We start from the raw sequence: 14,819 nt of genomic DNA, 5'->3' as shown, positions 1-14,819 counted from the left end.
CCCCTCACCCCGCCAGCCGCGCCTTCACCAGAGCGCTCGCCCGCGCCATGTCCATCTTGCCGGCGTGCGCGGCTTTCACCGCAGCCATGACGCGGCCCATGTCCTTGACCGACGTTGCGCCGAGTTCGGTCGCGACCGCGTCGATCGCGGCGGTGGCCTCTTCCTCGGTCATTTGCGTCGGCAGGAAGCGTTCGATGACGGCGACCTCGGCCGCTTCGTTGGCGGCGAGTTCCGGGCGGCCGCCCTTCTCGAACATGTCGATCGATTCGCGGCGCTGCTTGATCATCTTGCCGAGCACTTCGGTGACCATCAGGTTGTCGTCGGGCATGGTCGTGGCAGTGCGTAGTTCGATGTCGCGGTTCTTGATCGCGGCCTGGATCAGGCGCGTGGCGTCCACCGTGCCCTTGTCACGGGCCTTCATCGCGGCAATCTGCGCCGCTGCGATATCGTCTCGAATCATGGAGCCTCGGCGTTTGTCCGGGAAAGCGGACGGGTTAGCGCAAAGCCGCTAAATTTGATAGACATTGACCCCCCGGCTTGCTGTCCGTAGTGCGACGCCGCCTTACCCGCCGACATCAACAAAGGAGCCCGCCTGTGGCCGAGACCGATCCTGCGCGCCCCGATGGCGCGACCGGCGTGCTCGTTCTTGCCGATGGCAAGACCATCTGGGGCCGCGGCTTCGGCGCCGAGGGCGCTGCCGTGGGCGAAGTATGCTTCAACACCGCCATCACCGGATATCAGGAGGTGATGACCGACCCGTCCTATGCCGGGCAGATCGTGACGTTCACTTTTCCGCACATCGGCAATGTCGGTGCGAACATGGAGGATGTCGAAGCGATCAACCCGCACGCGCTCGGCTGCATCGTGCGCGAGGACGTGACCGACCCGAGCAATTTCCGCAGCACCCAGCGGTTCGACGCCTGGCTGCGCGGGCAGGGGCGGATCGGCTTGTCGGGGATCGACACGCGCGCGCTGACCCGCGCGATCCGCATCCACGGCGCGCCCAATGCGGTAATCGCGCATGCCGCCGACGGCGTGTTCGACCTCGACGCGCTCCGTGCGCAGGCGCAAGCCTGGCCGGGGCTGGAGGGGATGGACCTGGCGCGCGACGTGTCGTCGACGCAGAGCTATCGCTGGGACGACGGGCTGTGGACGCTGGGTCAGGGCTACGCGACGCACGCGGCGAACCCGGACGGGCCGCATGTCGTGGCGATCGATTACGGGCTGAAGCGCAACATCTTGCGCAATCTGGTCGCCGCCGGCGCGCGCGTGACGGTGGTGCCGGCGACCGCGACCTATGACGAGGTCATGGCGCATCGTCCGGACGGGGTGTTCCTGTCGAACGGGCCGGGCGATCCGGCGGCGACCGGCATCTATGCGGTGCCGGTGATCCAGGAACTGCTGGCGGTGGGCAAGCCGATCTTCGGGATCTGCCTGGGGCATCAGCTGCTCGGGCTGGCGGTAGGCGCCACGACGTCGAAGATGCATCAGGGGCATCGCGGCGCGAACCACCCGGTCAAGCGCACGTCGGACGGCAAGGTCGAGATCACCAGCATGAACCACGGGTTCGCGGTCGATGCGAACTCGCTGCCCGCCAATGCGGAGGCGACGCATGTGTCGCTGTTCGACGGGTCGCTCGCGGGGCTTCGGCTGACCGACAAGCCGGCCTTCTCGGTGCAGTATCACCCGGAGGCGAGCCCCGGCCCGCAGGACAGCCATTACCTGTTCGAACAGTTCGTGGCGCAGCTGAAGTCTGCTGCCTAAGCCATTCCTCCGACTGGAGAAAAGACGATGACCGACGAACAACTGGCCGAGCATTTCGCCGAAGACGATACGCTGCTGGAGCATCTGGCGGGCGACGGCGACCGGCACGAGATCCCGCGCGACGTGGACGTCGGCTTCGTCGGCGATCCGGAGAAGCTGGAGGCGCTGGCCGATGCGCTCGAGGCGCAGGGCTGGGACGCGGACGAGGTGTATGAGGGCGACGACGGCGAGCATGTGCTGGAGGTCGTGCGCGAGCAGGCGATCACCCGCGAGCTGATCCACGCGCTGACCGCCGGGATGCTCCAAATCGCCGAGAAATACGGCGTCACCTACGATGGCTGGGGCTGCCATCTGGAAGCCGGGACGGATCACTGAGCCATGCCGAAGCGCACCGACATATCGAGCATCCTGATCATCGGCGCGGGGCCGATCGTGATCGGGCAGGCGTGCGAGTTCGACTATTCCGGAACTCAGGCGGTCAAGGCATTGAAAGAGGAGGGTTACCGGATCATCCTGGTGAACTCCAACCCCGCCACGATCATGACCGATCCGGACATGGCGGACGCGACCTATGTCGAGCCGATCACGCCCGAGATCGTCGCCAAGATCATCGAAAAGGAGCGGCCAGACGCCGTCCTGCCGACGATGGGCGGGCAGACCGCGCTCAACACCGCGCTGGCGCTGGACCGCGACGGGACGCTGGCGAAATATGGCTGCGTCATGATCGGCGCGGATGCCGAGGCGATCGACAAGGCCGAGGACCGGCTGAAATTCCGGCAGGCGATGGACAAGATTGGGCTGGAAAGCCCGCGGTCTGACGTGGCCCATACGGTCGACGAGGCGCTGGCGCTGATCGACACGGTCGGGTTGCCGGCGATCATCCGGCCTTCCTTCACGATGGGCGGCACGGGCGGCGGCATCGCCTACAATCGCGAGGAGTTCATCGCGATCGTGACCGGCGGGCTCGATGCCTCGCCGACCACAGAAGTGCTGATCGAGGAGTCGGTGCTCGGGTGGAAGGAATATGAGATGGAGGTCGTCCGCGATCGGAACGACAACTGCATCATCATCTGTTCGATCGAGAATCTGGACCCGATGGGAGTCCATACGGGGGACTCGATTACGGTCGCTCCGGCGCTGACGCTGACCGACAAGGAATACCAGATCATGCGCAATGCATCGATCGCGGTCCTGCGGGAAATCGGTGTCGAAACAGGGGGTTCCAACGTCCAGTTCGCAGTCGATCCGAAGTCGGGTCGGCTGGTGGTGATCGAGATGAACCCGCGCGTGTCGCGGTCGTCCGCGCTGGCGTCGAAGGCGACGGGCTTCCCGATCGCCAAGGTCGCGGCCAAGCTGGCGGTCGGCTACACGCTCGACGAGATCGACAACGACATCACCGGTGCCACGCCCGCGGCGTTCGAGCCGACGATCGATTATGTCGTGACCAAGATCCCTCGTTTCGCGTTCGAGAAGTTCAAGGGCGCGGACGATCTGTTGTCGACAGCGATGAAGAGCGTCGGCGAAGTCATGGCGATCGGGCGCAATTTTCAGGAGAGCCTGCAGAAGGCGCTGCGGGGTCTCGAGACCGGGCTGTCCGGTCTGAACTTCGTCGAGCATCTCCGCGGTGCACGGCGCGACGTGATCGAGGCGGCCTTGTCGCGGCCCACGCCGGACCGGCTGCTGGTCGCGGCGCAGGCGATGCGCGAGGGGTTCACGGTCGACGATGTGTGCCGCATCGCGCGCTACGACCCGTGGTTCATGGAGCAGATGGCGGCGATCATCCGCGCCGAGGAACAGGTTTCGCGTGATGGGTTGCCCAACGACGCGGCGGGCATGCGCCGGCTGAAGGCGATGGGCTTCTCCGACAAGCGGCTGGCATTCCTGGCGCTGCAGTCCGCCAACCTGCGCGGCATGGACCGGGCGCAGGCGCGCGGGTCGGGGCTGATCCACGACGTGATGAAGGCAATGACCGGCGGCGTGACCGAGCAGGAGGTGCGCACGCTGCGTCACAAACTGGGCGTGCGGCCGGTGTTCAAGCGGATCGACACCTGCGCGGCCGAGTTCGAGGCCAAGACGCCGTACATGTACTCGACCTACGAAGCGCCGACGTTCGGCGAGGCGGAGAACGAGGCGCAGCCGTCCGACAAGCGCAAGATCGTCATCCTGGGCGGCGGGCCGAACCGGATCGGGCAGGGGATCGAGTTCGATTACTGCTGCTGCCACGCCTGCTTTGCGCTCGGGTCCGAGGCGCAGGGCGGTGCCGGGTACGAGACGATCATGATCAACTGCAACCCGGAGACGGTGTCGACAGATTACGACACATCCGATCGGTTGTATTTCGAGCCGCTGACCGCGGAGGACGTGCTGGAGATCCTGCACGTCGAGCAGTCGAACGGGACGCTGGTGGGCGTGATCGTGCAGTTCGGCGGGCAGACGCCGCTGAAGCTGGCGGCCGAGCTTGCCGCGGCGGGGATCCCGATCCTGGGGACCAGCCCGGATGCGATCGACCTGGCCGAGGATCGCGAGCGGTTCGCCGACCTGATCTCTTCGCTCAAGCTGTTGCAGCCGGCGAACGGTATCGCACGCAGCCTGGAAGAGGCGATCGCGGTGGCCGAGCGGATCGGCTATCCCGTGCTGATGCGGCCGAGCTATGTGCTTGGCGGGCGCGCGATGGAGATCGTCGACGGGCCGGCGCAGCTGGAGACCTATATCGCGACCGCGGTGCAGGTGTCGGGCGAGTCCCCGGTGCTGATCGATCAGTATCTGCGCGATGCGATCGAGGTCGACGTCGACGCGCTGTGCGACGGGACCGACGTGGTGGTCGCCGGCGTGATGCAGCATATCGAGGAGGCGGGCGTCCATTCGGGCGACAGCGCCTGTTCGTTGCCTCCCTACAGCCTGTCCGACGAGACGATCGCGGAGATCGAGCGGCAGACGGTCGTGCTGGCCCACGCGCTGAAGGTCCGCGGGCTGATGAACATCCAGTTCGCGGTCAAGGACGGTGCGGTCTATCTGATCGAGGTCAATCCGCGCGCCAGCCGGACGGTGCCGTTCGTCGCCAAGGCGATCGGCGTGCCGGTCGCCAAGATCGCGGCGCGGGTGATGGCGGGCGAGATGCTGGCCGACCTGCAGCCGATCGACCGGCGCATCGCGCATGTCGCGGTGAAGGAGGCGGTGTTCCCCTTCAACCGCTTCCCCGGCGTCGATCCAGTCCTGTCACCGGAGATGAAGAGCACCGGCGAAGTCATGGGAATCGATCGCGATTTCCCGACTGCCTTCGCCAAGGCGCAGCTGGGGGCGGGCGTCGTCCTGCCGCTGACCGGTACGGTGTTCGTATCGGTCAAGGAAGGCGACAAACCGGTCGTGCTGGATGCGGCGCGCGACCTGGTTTCGCTCGGTTTCCGGCTCGTGGCGACCGACGGCACCGCGGCGTATCTGAAGGCGCACGACGTGCCGGTGGAGGTCGTGAACAAGGTGGCGCAGGGCCGGCCGCACATCGTCGACCGGATCATCGACGGCGGCATCGCGCTGGTGTTCAACACCACTGAGGGTTGGCAGTCGTTGCAGGATAGCGCGTCGATCCGGCGGGCGGCGTTGAAGCACCGTGTTCCGTACTTCACGACCGCGGCGGCGAGCGTCGCCACGGTGCGGGCGATCGCCGCGTTGCGCGACCGCAACCTTGAAGTGCGGCCGTTGCAGGCATATTATCCGGGACTGAACGTCTGATCACCCCCAACGCGGACAGGTGAGGGCGTCGTCCACGCGGGACGGCGCCGGTTAGACGATGGTACGAAAGGGTTTGGTTCATGGCGACCGTCGACAAGATGCCGATGCTGGCGGAAGGGCAGAAGATGCTCAGCGACCAGCTCGCGCTTCTGAAAGCCGAACGGCCGGGCGTGATCGATTCGATCGAGGAAGCGCGTGCGCACGGCGACCTGTCCGAAAACGCGGAATATCATGCCGCAAAGGAGCGGCAGGGCCAGATCGAAGCGATGATCGGCGACATCGAGGACAAGCTGTCCCGCGCGCAGGTGATCGACCCGAAAACGCTCTCGGGCGACAAGGTGGTGTTCGGTGCGACCGTTCACCTGATCGACGAAGACGAAAAGCCGGTGACGTACCAGCTTGTCGGCCAGACCGAGGCGGATGCCAAGCTCGGGCGCATCTCGTACAATTCGCCGCTGGGGCGTGCGCTGATCGGTCGGACGATCGATGACGAGATCGAGGTCACCGTGCCGTCCGGCGACCGGTACTATGTCGTGTCGAAGATCGAGTTCATCTGATCTCCATCCTCGTTCACATCGGCTGATCGGCATGCGTTTGCCGCCAGCACGCGCTACCACCGTCCTGGTCGCCGCGACCTGTGTCGCGTGGGCGATCGGGTCGCTGGGGCCTTGGCGGGACATCGTGCCGATCAGTGGGGGATTTATTCCTGCGCGGGTCGGCGGGTTGGCTCTTGCAGGTGCCGTTCCGGTGTGGCTGACGCCACTGACCGCGACGTTGATCCACGGCGGGATCGTCCATCTCGCCTTCAACATGCTGATGCTGGGTTTCTGCGGCCGCTATGTCGAGCCGTCGATTGGTTGGATCGGCGTGGCGATTTTGTACGTCGGCGGCGCCTATGCGGCGGCGGCTGCGCAATATGCCGTCGATCCGTCCGGCATGGCGCCGATGATCGGGGCGAGCGGAGCGGTGTCCGCGTTGTTTGCGGCCTATGCGCTGCTTTACGGCGAGCGGCGCGGGCGCTTCCGCGAGGGACGGCTGGGGGCTGCGTTGCAGATCCTGTGGCTGGCCGCCGCGTGGATCGGGTTGCAGCTGCTCGTCGGCCTCGCGACCGTCGACGGGAACCAGATCGCCGCGGCCGCGCATGTCGGCGGGTTTCTGCTCGGCCTGCTGCTCGCGAAGCCGTTGTTGCGACTGCACTGGCGCAAGGCCTGACGCCCGACCGACGTCAGTCGATGCCGCGCCATTCGAGCGGGGCGGGGAGATGCGCCGCACTTTAGTCGACCTGCAGAATCCGTCGGCGGGCGACCTTTATCGCGCGATCGGACGCGTGGAGGATCGGCGTCGCGTAGATCCAGATGTCGCCCGCCTGCGCTGTGCAGTCATGGTGGAGGTGACTGCGGACGACGTCAGCGATCGCATGCTCCGGGATCAGGCCCAAACGGTGCGTTCCGCGAGCGATGCGGAGGGGTGCGTTGTCTGGCGGGAAGTCGTCGAGGTGAACGCGCAGCGTGACCGTGGCGGCGAGATAGGCGAAGGGGGGGGCGACATGCTGGAGGCCCTGCTTGATCGTCCACGGCCCGAAGGCGGGAACGTCATGGCGGGCCGCTACGACGATCGTCCGGTCCTGGTGCCACCCGACGGCCCAGTTCGTGTCCGCCGACTTGTCGAACAGGATGGCGCGGACGGGGCGGCAGGAGGGGGCGATCGCTGTCGCAGCGATCCGACCGATCGGGCCGGACGCGGCAAGCATGGTGGCGAACGCTGGGCGTCCGGCGATGCGGATGCCGGCGCTGCCGGTTGGTAGCTCGGGCAGTTCCGCAAGCATGTGCGGAACGAGGTCGCGGACGACGCTGCGATGGAGTGCCGCGCCGTCCCGTTCGAGTTCAAGGTCGCTCAGCTCGGGCATGAGCGACGCGGGTCGATGTCAGCCGACCTCGTGGGGCGGCTGGCCGGCGGTTCCCGACGGTTCGAGCATGCGCTGGAGCGGGACGACGACATACTTCATCTCGGCGTCGTCGACGGTCCGCTGGGCGGATGCGCGCCATGCGTCCTCGGCCGCCTTGTAGTTCGGAAAGACGCCGACGAAGTCGATCGCGTGCAGGTCTGCGAAGTCCAGCGTGCGCGGATCGCTGACGCGGCCACCGAAGACGAGATGTAGGTTGCTCATATCAAACAGTCCGATGCCGTAGGGTTCGGGGGTGCGGACCGACTAACTGCGATCCGCACCCCTTACAACCCCTCAGCCGGTGATCAGCCGGCGCGCGACTGCATGAGCTTGATCAGGCCGTCGAAGCCCTGGCGCTGGATCACCGAGTTGAAGTCGTTCGCCTGCGTGATGCCGAGGTTGATCCCGGCGACCGTCAGGTTGCTGACTTTCCAGCTGCCGCTGGTGCGATCAACCGTCCAGGTAGCGTTGATCGGGCTGGCGCCGGGCTGGATGACCTGCGTCATGACCTGTGCCGTGTTGCCGGCGGGGGCAACGCGGATGACCTTCACGTCGGCGCGGGCATACTGCTGCAGCCGGTCGGCATAGGTGTTGATCAGGAAGCTCGGGAACGCCGCCTTGTAGGCCGCGCGCTGCTGCGGCGTGATGCGGGCGATGTGCGCGCGGATCAGGCGGTCGCCGATCTGGTCGATGTTGAAGTGCTGCGCAAGCAGGGTGCGGAACTGCGCGCGGGCGGCGGTGCGGTTGCCGGTGCGAAGCGCGCCGAGACCGGCGTCGGACAGCGTGTCGACGAACCGGGCGGGATCGCTGTTGTCGATGCGAACCTGGGCGGTGGCGGGAAGCAGTGGCACGACCGCGCCGGCGGACATGATGGCTGCGGCGAAGGCGGTGCGGATGGATGCACGCATGAAATGAACTCCTGTAAACACGACTACGGCGTCCCCGCCATGGGAACGCCGTAGTCTCTGGTCGGTGAACCGCCGTTGAACCTGTCGGTTCCGCGGCGGCCCGGGGTTCAGACGTCGGTGCGGTTGCGGACGGCGTCCTTGGCAGCGGCACCGGCGGACGTCGCAGCCTGGCTGGCGGTATCGACCAGCTGGTCGACCTTAGCGCGGGCCGCGTCCTTGTTGATGCCCAGTTCGTCGAGCTTGTCCTGCCCGGCCGACTTGGCGGCGACGAAGGCGGAACGTGCGGCGTCGGTGGCCTTGGCCGCGACGGGGCCGAGCAGTTCGGTCTCGCGCTCCGTACGGGGCAGCAGCGCGCCAAGGATCGCACCGAGCGCGATGCCGCCCGCGAGCACGGCGAGCGGTGCCGAGTCGAAGCCGGTCGCGGCGGTTTCGCGGGCGGTCGAGGCCTTGTCACGGGCCGCGTCATAGGCATCTGCCGCCTTGTCGCGGATGACGGCGGCGGTGTCAGCGGCCTTCACCTTGGCGGCGTGGGCTGCGTCGCTGACCGCGTCGGCGGCGGCGCTGGCGCTCTCGGTCACGGCGTGACCGGCCGAGGCTGCGGCGTCACCCACCTTGTGGGCAGCGGCGGCCAGGCGGCCTTCGGCGTGGTCGTCGTTGACTGGGGTCGTCATGAGTGTGTCTCCAAATGTGGGATCGGGCCGGTCAGACGCGGCGGATCCGTTGGGATAGGTTTGGGGGGCGGGCGGCGGAGCGCACGACGGACAAGCGACGGGCCAACGAGCAGGGCAAGCGCCGTGCCGAAGCCGGTCGCCACGACGCCGGGACGCTTCTGAGCGTAGGCAACGGCAGCTTCACCAGCCTCGGTTGCCTTGTCGACGGCCAGTGTCAGGCTTTTCGTGCCGCGTTCGACGGTCACGTCCCACGCATCGGCACCGCGGTCGACCGTATCGGCCCAGGCGTTGTGAACGAGCGTGGACGGTTGAAGGCGGCCCTTCAGTTCGGCCACCGTTCCGTCGAGGCGGGTGCGGGCGGCGGCGGCTCGCGCCTTTGCCGCCAAGACTTCGGGAGAGCCGCTCACGAAGCGTCCCCCACCGGCGTCGTGACGCCGGTCGAGAAACGCGAGATGGCGTACTTCACCATCAGGCCTGCGATCGCGAACGCGATGACCGCCGCGAGGAGTTGGCCCGCCCAGATCGGCATCAGCAATGCCAATACCGAGCCAAGGGCGATGAACAGGACGGTCAGACCGGCCTGCACCACGAATATAGCCGCGATCCCGACGACGACGGCCATCTTGGTCGCGGCGATCTTCGCGCTGGCGGTTGCCCGGACGACGTCGATTTCGGCACGGACATAAGTCCGGCCGTCATCGATAAGCCGGTGCACAAGCCCGGCGACCGTCTCGTCCGCTGGATCGTGGGCCTGCGTCATGCCGAGGGACGCGTTCCGGCAAGCGAGCTACCCGTCGTCGGCGCCACCGGGGTCACGCCACCGGTCGTCGGCGTCGTGGGCTCCGGATCGAGACCGGCCTTGGCGACGCGCGCGACCAGGAAGCCGATCGCGGCGGCCGCGCCGATCGCGATCCCCGGGCTGCGACGGACGAGGTCGCGCGTGTCGTCAAGCAATTCGTCGACGTCCTTGTCGCGGATCGCGTCGGACAACGTCGTGACGCTGGCGCCGGCCTGGCGGACATAGTCGCCGAACTGGCCACCCAGCTTCTCGTCGAGCGTGTCGGCCGCGTCGTCGATCATGCGCTGGACGTTGTCGAGACCCTCGACCGCGCGGTCCTTGCCCATGAGGGCATAGGAGCGGGCCTTGTCGGCGGCCTGACTGCGCAGTTCGGAAGTCTTTTCGGTCACGGTCGCCTTGGCTTCGTCGAGCGTCTCGCGCGCCGTCGCGGCGGGTGCCGGGGTTGGCTTGTTGTCGAAGCCGGGGGCGGTGGAGCTGAGGCCGCCGGTGGAGGACAGGTCGTTGCCGACCGAGCTTCCGCCGATGATGCTGTCGGTGCCCTCAGGAAGGCGGGTGTCGCCGATAGCCATGTTCTTCTCCGATCGATTGTTGCGGTATCGAGACGACAACCGACATGGTGCCGCCCCGTTCCATTCGTCGCATCGGTTATTTGCCAGCGGCGGAGCGGCCCGGTAGGAGGCCCAGCGACCCGTCTGTCCACCCGCGAAAGGCCACTCCCATGACCGCAATCGTCGATGTCCACGCCCGCATGATCGTCGACAGCCGGGGCAACCCGACCGTCGAGGTGGACGTAACGCTGGAAGACGGCAGCTTCGGTCGGGCCGCTGTGCCGTCCGGCGCATCGACCGGCGCGCACGAGGCGGTCGAGCTGCGCGACGGCGACAAGACGCGCTGGCTGGGCAAGGGCGTCGACAAGGCGATCGATGCTGTGAACGGCGAGCTGGCCGACGCGATCATCGGGATCGACGCGGAGGACCAAGCCGCGATCGACACGACGATGATCGAGCTGGACGGTACGCCGAACAAGGGCCGGATCGGCGCGAACGCGATCCTGGGTGCGAGTCTCGCGACCGCGAAGGCGGCGGCGGAAGCGCGTGGTCTGCCCCTCTACCGCTATGTCGGCGGTGTGTCGGCGCATGTCCTGCCGGTGCCGATGATGAACATCATCAACGGCGGGATGCATGCCGACAACCCAATCGATTTCCAGGAATTCATGATCGTGCCGGTCGGCGCGGAGAACATGGTCGAGGCGGTGCGGTGCGGTGCCGAGATCTTTCACACGCTGAAGAAGGGTCTGCACGACAAGGGCCTGTCGACGTCGGTCGGCGACGAGGGCGGGTTCGCGCCCAACATCGGCAGCCCGGTCGAGGCGCTCGATTTCATCATGCAGTCGATCGAGAAGGCCGGGTATCGCCCGGGTGACGACGTGATGCTGGCGCTCGATTGCGCCGCGACCGAGTTCTTCCGCGACGGGGCCTATCATCTCGATGGCGAGGGCCGCGTCCTGTCGCCGGGCGAGATGGCGGATTATCTGGCGGACCTGGCGGCGCGTTATCCGATCTTTTCCATCGAGGACGGGATGGGCGAGGATGATTTCGAAGGCTGGAAGCTGCTGACCGACAAGATCGGGCACAAGACGCAGTTGGTCGGCGACGACCTGTTCGTCACCAACCCGGAGCGGCTGGAGCAGGGGATCCGCGATGGGCTCGCCAATTCGCTGCTGGTGAAGGTCAATCAGATCGGGACGCTGACCGAGACGTTGCAGGCGGTGTCGATGGCGCAGCGCGCGGGCTATACCGCGGTGATGTCGCACCGGTCGGGTGAGACCGAGGACTCGACGATCGCCGATCTGTCGGTCGCGACGAATTGCGGGCAGATCAAGACGGGCTCGCTTGCCCGGTCGGACCGGTTGGCGAAGTACAACCAGCTGATCCGGATCGAGGAGGAGCTGGGCATCGTGGCGGAATATGCCGGTCGGTCGATCCTGCGCCGGACCGCCTGACGCAATCGAGCGGGGGATAGGCGATGAGCAGGCATAGACGATGAGCAGGCCGGGCGGGGCGCCGCGGCGTTCAACGATCGGGCTGGTGCTGGCGGCAGCGGCCCCGGCGGCGGTCGTGCTGATCATCGTCTATTTCGTGCTGGCCGCGGTGATCGGCCAGAACGGGCTGCTCGCCTGGGGCGACTACAAGACCGAGCGGGTGGCGCGTGAGGCGGAGCTGGCGAAGGTCGAGGCGGAGCGGGCGCGATTGCAGCATCGGTCCGACCTGCTCGACCCGCGCAAGGGCGTGGACCCGGACCTTGCCGACGAACTCGTCCGCTCGCGAACCGATCAGGTTCGCGAGGATGAGGTGATCCTGCAGAACCGGTAAAAGGTGGCCGGGGACGTTGCGGAACGCCCGACGAGGGCCTAGACCGCGGCCACGACGTTTCAAACGACAGGAGCCGGACGCTTGGCAAAGGCAGTGCAGCCCCGCGGTGAAGAGGCCGAGGCCCCTCCCGCGACACCGAACCGTGAACGCCCGCAGCAGCCGGTGCGGTTCGAGGCCACGAAAGAACAACTGCTCGAATTCTACCGGCAGATGGTTCTCATCCGCCGGTTCGAGGAAAAGGCCGGCCAGCTGTACGGTCTTGGCCTGATCGGTGGCTTCTGCCACCTGTATATCGGCCAGGAAGCCGTTGCGGTCGGGCTCCAGTCCGCTCTGGAAGTCGGCAAGGACTCGGTCATCACCGGGTACCGCGATCACGGCCACATGCTCGCCTACGGCATCGATCCCAAGATCATCATGGCCGAACTGACCGGCCGCGCCGCGGGGATCTCCAAGGGCAAGGGCGGGTCGATGCACATGTTTTCCGTGGAGCATAAGTTCTACGGCGGGCACGGCATCGTCGGCGCGCAGGTGTCGCTCGGCGCCGGGCTGGGCTTCGGCCACAAGTACAAGGGCGACGGCGGCCTGTGCCTCGCCTATTTCGGCGACGGCGCGGCCAACCAGGGTCAGGTGTACGAAGCGTTCAATATGGCCGAGCTGTGGAAGCTGCCGGTCATCTTCGTGATCGAGAACAACCAGTATGCGATGGGCACGAGCGTGAACCGCGCGTCGGCCGAGGACCAGCTGTACCTGCGCGGCGAAAGCTTCCGCATTCCGGGTATCCAGGTCGACGGCATGGACGTGCTGGCGGTGCGCGGTGCGGCCGAAACCGCGATCGAATGGACGCGGTCCGGCAAGGGTCCGATCCTGCTCGAGCTGAAGACTTATCGCTACCGTGGCCACTCGATGTCCGACCCGGCCAAGTACCGGTCGCGTGACGAGGTGCAGTCGATGCGCGACAAGTCCGATCCGATCGATGCCGTGAAGCGCGAGCTCGAGGCGATCGGCGTGACCGAGGACGAGATGAAGGCGATCGACAAGGACATCAAGACCATCGTGGCGAACGCGGCGGACTTCGCCGAACAGTCGCCCGAGCCGGACCTGTCCGAACTTCATACCGACGTGCTGGTGGAAACCTACTGATGGCGATCGAACTCAAGATGCCCGCGCTTTCCCCCACGATGGAGGAAGGCACGCTTGCCAAATGGCTGGTCAAGGAAGGCGACACCGTCGCGTCCGGCGACATCATGGCCGAAATCGAAACCGACAAGGCGACGATGGAATTCGAGGCGGTGGACGAAGGCGTCATCGCCAAGATCCTGGTCGCCGAGGGCACCGACGCGGTGAAGGTCGGCACGGTGATCGCGATCATCGCCGAAGAGGGCGAGGACGCGGCCAATCTGTCCGCGCCGGCCGCGAGCAGCGCGCCGGTTCCGGACGAGGGCGGCACTGCCGACGCGACGCCGGTCGAAGCGCCCGCCGATGCCGGTCGTGCGCCGAACCCGGAAAGCGCCGCCCCTGATCCGTCGGACAGCGGCACGCACACGCTGGTCGCTGCAGTCGAGCAGACGAAGATCGCCGATCCGGAGGTTCCGGCCGGCACCGAGATGGTCAAGACGACCGTCCGCGAGGCGTTGCGTGATGCGATGGCCGAGGAAATGCGCGCCGACGACCGCATCTTCGTGATGGGCGAGGAAGTCGCGCAGTATCAGGGCGCGTACAAGGTGACGCAGGGCCTGCTCGACGAATTCGGCGACAAGCGCGTCATTGACACGCCGATCACCGAATACGGCTTTGCCGGTGTCGGCACGGGCGCGGCGATGGGCGGGTTGAAGCCGATCATCGAATTCATGACGTTCAACTTCGCCATGCAGGCGATCGATCACATCATCAATTCGGCGGCCAAGACCAACTACATGTCGGGCGGCCAGATGCGGTGCCCGATCGTGTTCCGCGGCCCCAACGGTGCGGCGGCGCGCGTCGGTGCGCAGCATTCGCAGAACTACGCGCCGTGGTATGCCAGCGTCCCCGGCCTGATCGTGATCGCGCCGTACAGCGCGGCGGATGCCAAGGGGCTGCTCAAGGCCGCGATCCGGTCGCAGGACCCGGTCGTGTTCCTCGAGAACGAGCTGCTTTACGGGCAAAGCTTCGACGTGCCGGCGATCGACGACTATGTCCTGCCGATCGGCAAAGCGCGGATCGTGCGCGAGGGCAGCGACGTGACGATCGTGACCTACTCGATTGGTGTCGCGGTCGCGATGGACGCGGCGGGCAAGCTGGCGGCCGAGGGCATCGAAGCGGAGGTCATCGACCTGCGCACGCTGCGCCCGCTCGACAAGCAGACCGTGCTGGCGAGCCTGGCCAAGACGAACCGGATCGTTTGCGTCGAAGAAGGCTGGCCGACCTGCTCGATCAGCGCCGAGATCGCGGCGATCGCGATGGAGGAGGGGTTCGACGACCTCGACGCGCCGGTCCTGCGCGTGACCAATGTCGACGTGCCGATGCCCTATGCCGCGAACCTGGAAAAGGCCGCGCTGCTGAAGGCGGACGACGTGGTGAAAGCTGTCAAGACGGTCTGCTACCGCTGAGAGATACGGGCGGGGTGACCACCCCGCCCGTAGGCGCGCACGAACGGGG

General features: G+C 66.7%; 17 protein-coding genes. 9 read left to right on the top strand and 8 right to left on the bottom strand.

What is annotated here, in order from left to right; genetic code table 11:
* Nucleotides 1-4: 4 nt before the first annotated feature.
* On the bottom strand, nt 5-460 hold the full coding sequence (locus IEX50_RS03905; protein ID WP_157175562.1) for a GatB/YqeY domain-containing protein: 456 nt from the start codon (nt 458-460) through the stop codon (nt 5-7).
* A 134-nt stretch (nt 461-594) separates the two neighbouring features.
* Between IEX50_RS03905 and carA the strand changes: the two genes are divergently transcribed.
* From carA to IEX50_RS03880, 5 genes are all read left to right on the top strand, one after another.
* Nucleotides 595-1,764 (top strand): glutamine-hydrolyzing carbamoyl-phosphate synthase small subunit, encoded by a 1,170-nt coding sequence (carA, locus tag IEX50_RS03900; protein WP_157175563.1) that lies wholly within the window; start codon nt 595-597, stop codon nt 1,762-1,764.
* Between the two features lie 27 nt (nt 1,765-1,791).
* Nucleotides 1,792-2,139 carry a ribonuclease E inhibitor RraB gene (locus IEX50_RS03895; protein WP_157175564.1) on the top strand — a complete coding sequence of 116 codons (348 nt, stop codon included), beginning with the start codon at nt 1,792-1,794 and terminating at the stop codon, nt 2,137-2,139.
* A 3-nt stretch (nt 2,140-2,142) separates the two neighbouring features.
* Nucleotides 2,143-5,490 carry a carbamoyl-phosphate synthase large subunit gene (gene carB, locus IEX50_RS03890; RefSeq protein ID WP_157175565.1) on the top strand — a complete coding sequence of 1,116 codons (3,348 nt, stop codon included), beginning with the start codon at nt 2,143-2,145 and terminating at the stop codon, nt 5,488-5,490.
* A gap of 80 nt (nt 5,491-5,570) precedes the next feature.
* Entirely contained in the window at nt 5,571-6,047 is a 477-nt protein-coding gene (greA, locus tag IEX50_RS03885; protein ID WP_157175566.1) for a transcription elongation factor GreA, read from the top strand.
* 31 nt (nt 6,048-6,078) lie between these two features.
* Nucleotides 6,079-6,702, top strand: coding sequence for a rhomboid family intramembrane serine protease (locus tag IEX50_RS03880; protein WP_157175567.1), 624 nt, complete (start codon nt 6,079-6,081; stop codon nt 6,700-6,702).
* 61 nt (nt 6,703-6,763) lie between these two features.
* Here the strand turns inward: IEX50_RS03880 and IEX50_RS03875 are convergent, their stop codons facing one another.
* From IEX50_RS03875 to IEX50_RS03845, 7 genes are all read right to left on the bottom strand, one after another.
* Nucleotides 6,764-7,396, bottom strand: a complete 633-nt coding sequence (locus IEX50_RS03875) for a phytanoyl-CoA dioxygenase family protein (protein WP_157175568.1) — start codon at nt 7,394-7,396, stop codon at nt 6,764-6,766.
* An 18-nt stretch (nt 7,397-7,414) separates the two neighbouring features.
* Nucleotides 7,415-7,657: a DUF4170 domain-containing protein gene (locus tag IEX50_RS03870; RefSeq protein ID WP_157175569.1), complete on the bottom strand. Its 243-nt coding sequence runs from the start codon at nt 7,655-7,657 to the stop codon at nt 7,415-7,417.
* An 83-nt stretch (nt 7,658-7,740) separates the two neighbouring features.
* The gene (locus IEX50_RS03865) at nt 7,741-8,343 is read right to left on the bottom strand and encodes an MlaC/ttg2D family ABC transporter substrate-binding protein (RefSeq protein ID WP_221237585.1); all 603 of its coding nucleotides are present in this window, start codon (nt 8,341-8,343) and stop codon (nt 7,741-7,743) included.
* 107 nt (nt 8,344-8,450) lie between these two features.
* Nucleotides 8,451-9,014 (bottom strand): hypothetical protein, encoded by a 564-nt coding sequence (locus IEX50_RS03860; protein WP_157175570.1) that lies wholly within the window; start codon nt 9,012-9,014, stop codon nt 8,451-8,453.
* Complete coding sequence (locus IEX50_RS03855) at nt 9,011-9,421, bottom strand: DUF3618 domain-containing protein (RefSeq protein WP_157175571.1); 411 nt, start codon at nt 9,419-9,421, stop codon at nt 9,011-9,013. Before IEX50_RS03855 ends, IEX50_RS03860 begins: the two co-directional genes overlap by 4 nt.
* Nucleotides 9,418-9,774, bottom strand: coding sequence for a phage holin family protein (locus tag IEX50_RS03850; RefSeq protein WP_157175572.1), 357 nt, complete (start codon nt 9,772-9,774; stop codon nt 9,418-9,420). Before IEX50_RS03850 ends, IEX50_RS03855 begins: the two co-directional genes overlap by 4 nt.
* Nucleotides 9,771-10,382, bottom strand: coding sequence for a hypothetical protein (locus IEX50_RS03845; RefSeq protein WP_157175573.1), 612 nt, complete (start codon nt 10,380-10,382; stop codon nt 9,771-9,773). Before IEX50_RS03845 ends, IEX50_RS03850 begins: the two co-directional genes overlap by 4 nt.
* Before the next feature lie 149 nt (nt 10,383-10,531).
* On the opposite strand from IEX50_RS03845, the gene eno reads away from it, so the two are divergent.
* From eno to IEX50_RS03825, 4 genes are all read left to right on the top strand, one after another.
* On the top strand, nt 10,532-11,815 hold the full coding sequence (gene eno / locus IEX50_RS03840; RefSeq protein WP_157175574.1) for a phosphopyruvate hydratase: 1,284 nt from the start codon (nt 10,532-10,534) through the stop codon (nt 11,813-11,815).
* A gap of 40 nt (nt 11,816-11,855) precedes the next feature.
* Nucleotides 11,856-12,185, top strand: a complete 330-nt coding sequence (locus IEX50_RS03835; RefSeq protein ID WP_157175575.1) for an FtsB family cell division protein — start codon at nt 11,856-11,858, stop codon at nt 12,183-12,185.
* A gap of 81 nt (nt 12,186-12,266) precedes the next feature.
* The gene (gene pdhA, locus IEX50_RS03830) at nt 12,267-13,325 is read left to right on the top strand and encodes a pyruvate dehydrogenase (acetyl-transferring) E1 component subunit alpha (protein WP_157175576.1); all 1,059 of its coding nucleotides are present in this window, start codon (nt 12,267-12,269) and stop codon (nt 13,323-13,325) included.
* Nucleotides 13,325-14,770: a pyruvate dehydrogenase complex E1 component subunit beta gene (locus IEX50_RS03825; protein WP_157175577.1), complete on the top strand. Its 1,446-nt coding sequence runs from the start codon at nt 13,325-13,327 to the stop codon at nt 14,768-14,770. The genes pdhA and IEX50_RS03825 overlap by 1 nt, the downstream gene beginning before the upstream one ends.
* The last annotated feature ends 49 nt before the right edge of the window (nt 14,771-14,819 follow it).

This window comes from Sphingomonas prati (genome assembly GCF_014643515.1).
Lineage (GTDB): Bacteria > Pseudomonadota > Alphaproteobacteria > Sphingomonadales > Sphingomonadaceae > Sphingomonas_R > Sphingomonas_R prati.
This window is presented reverse-complemented; position numbering and strand designations above follow the sequence as displayed.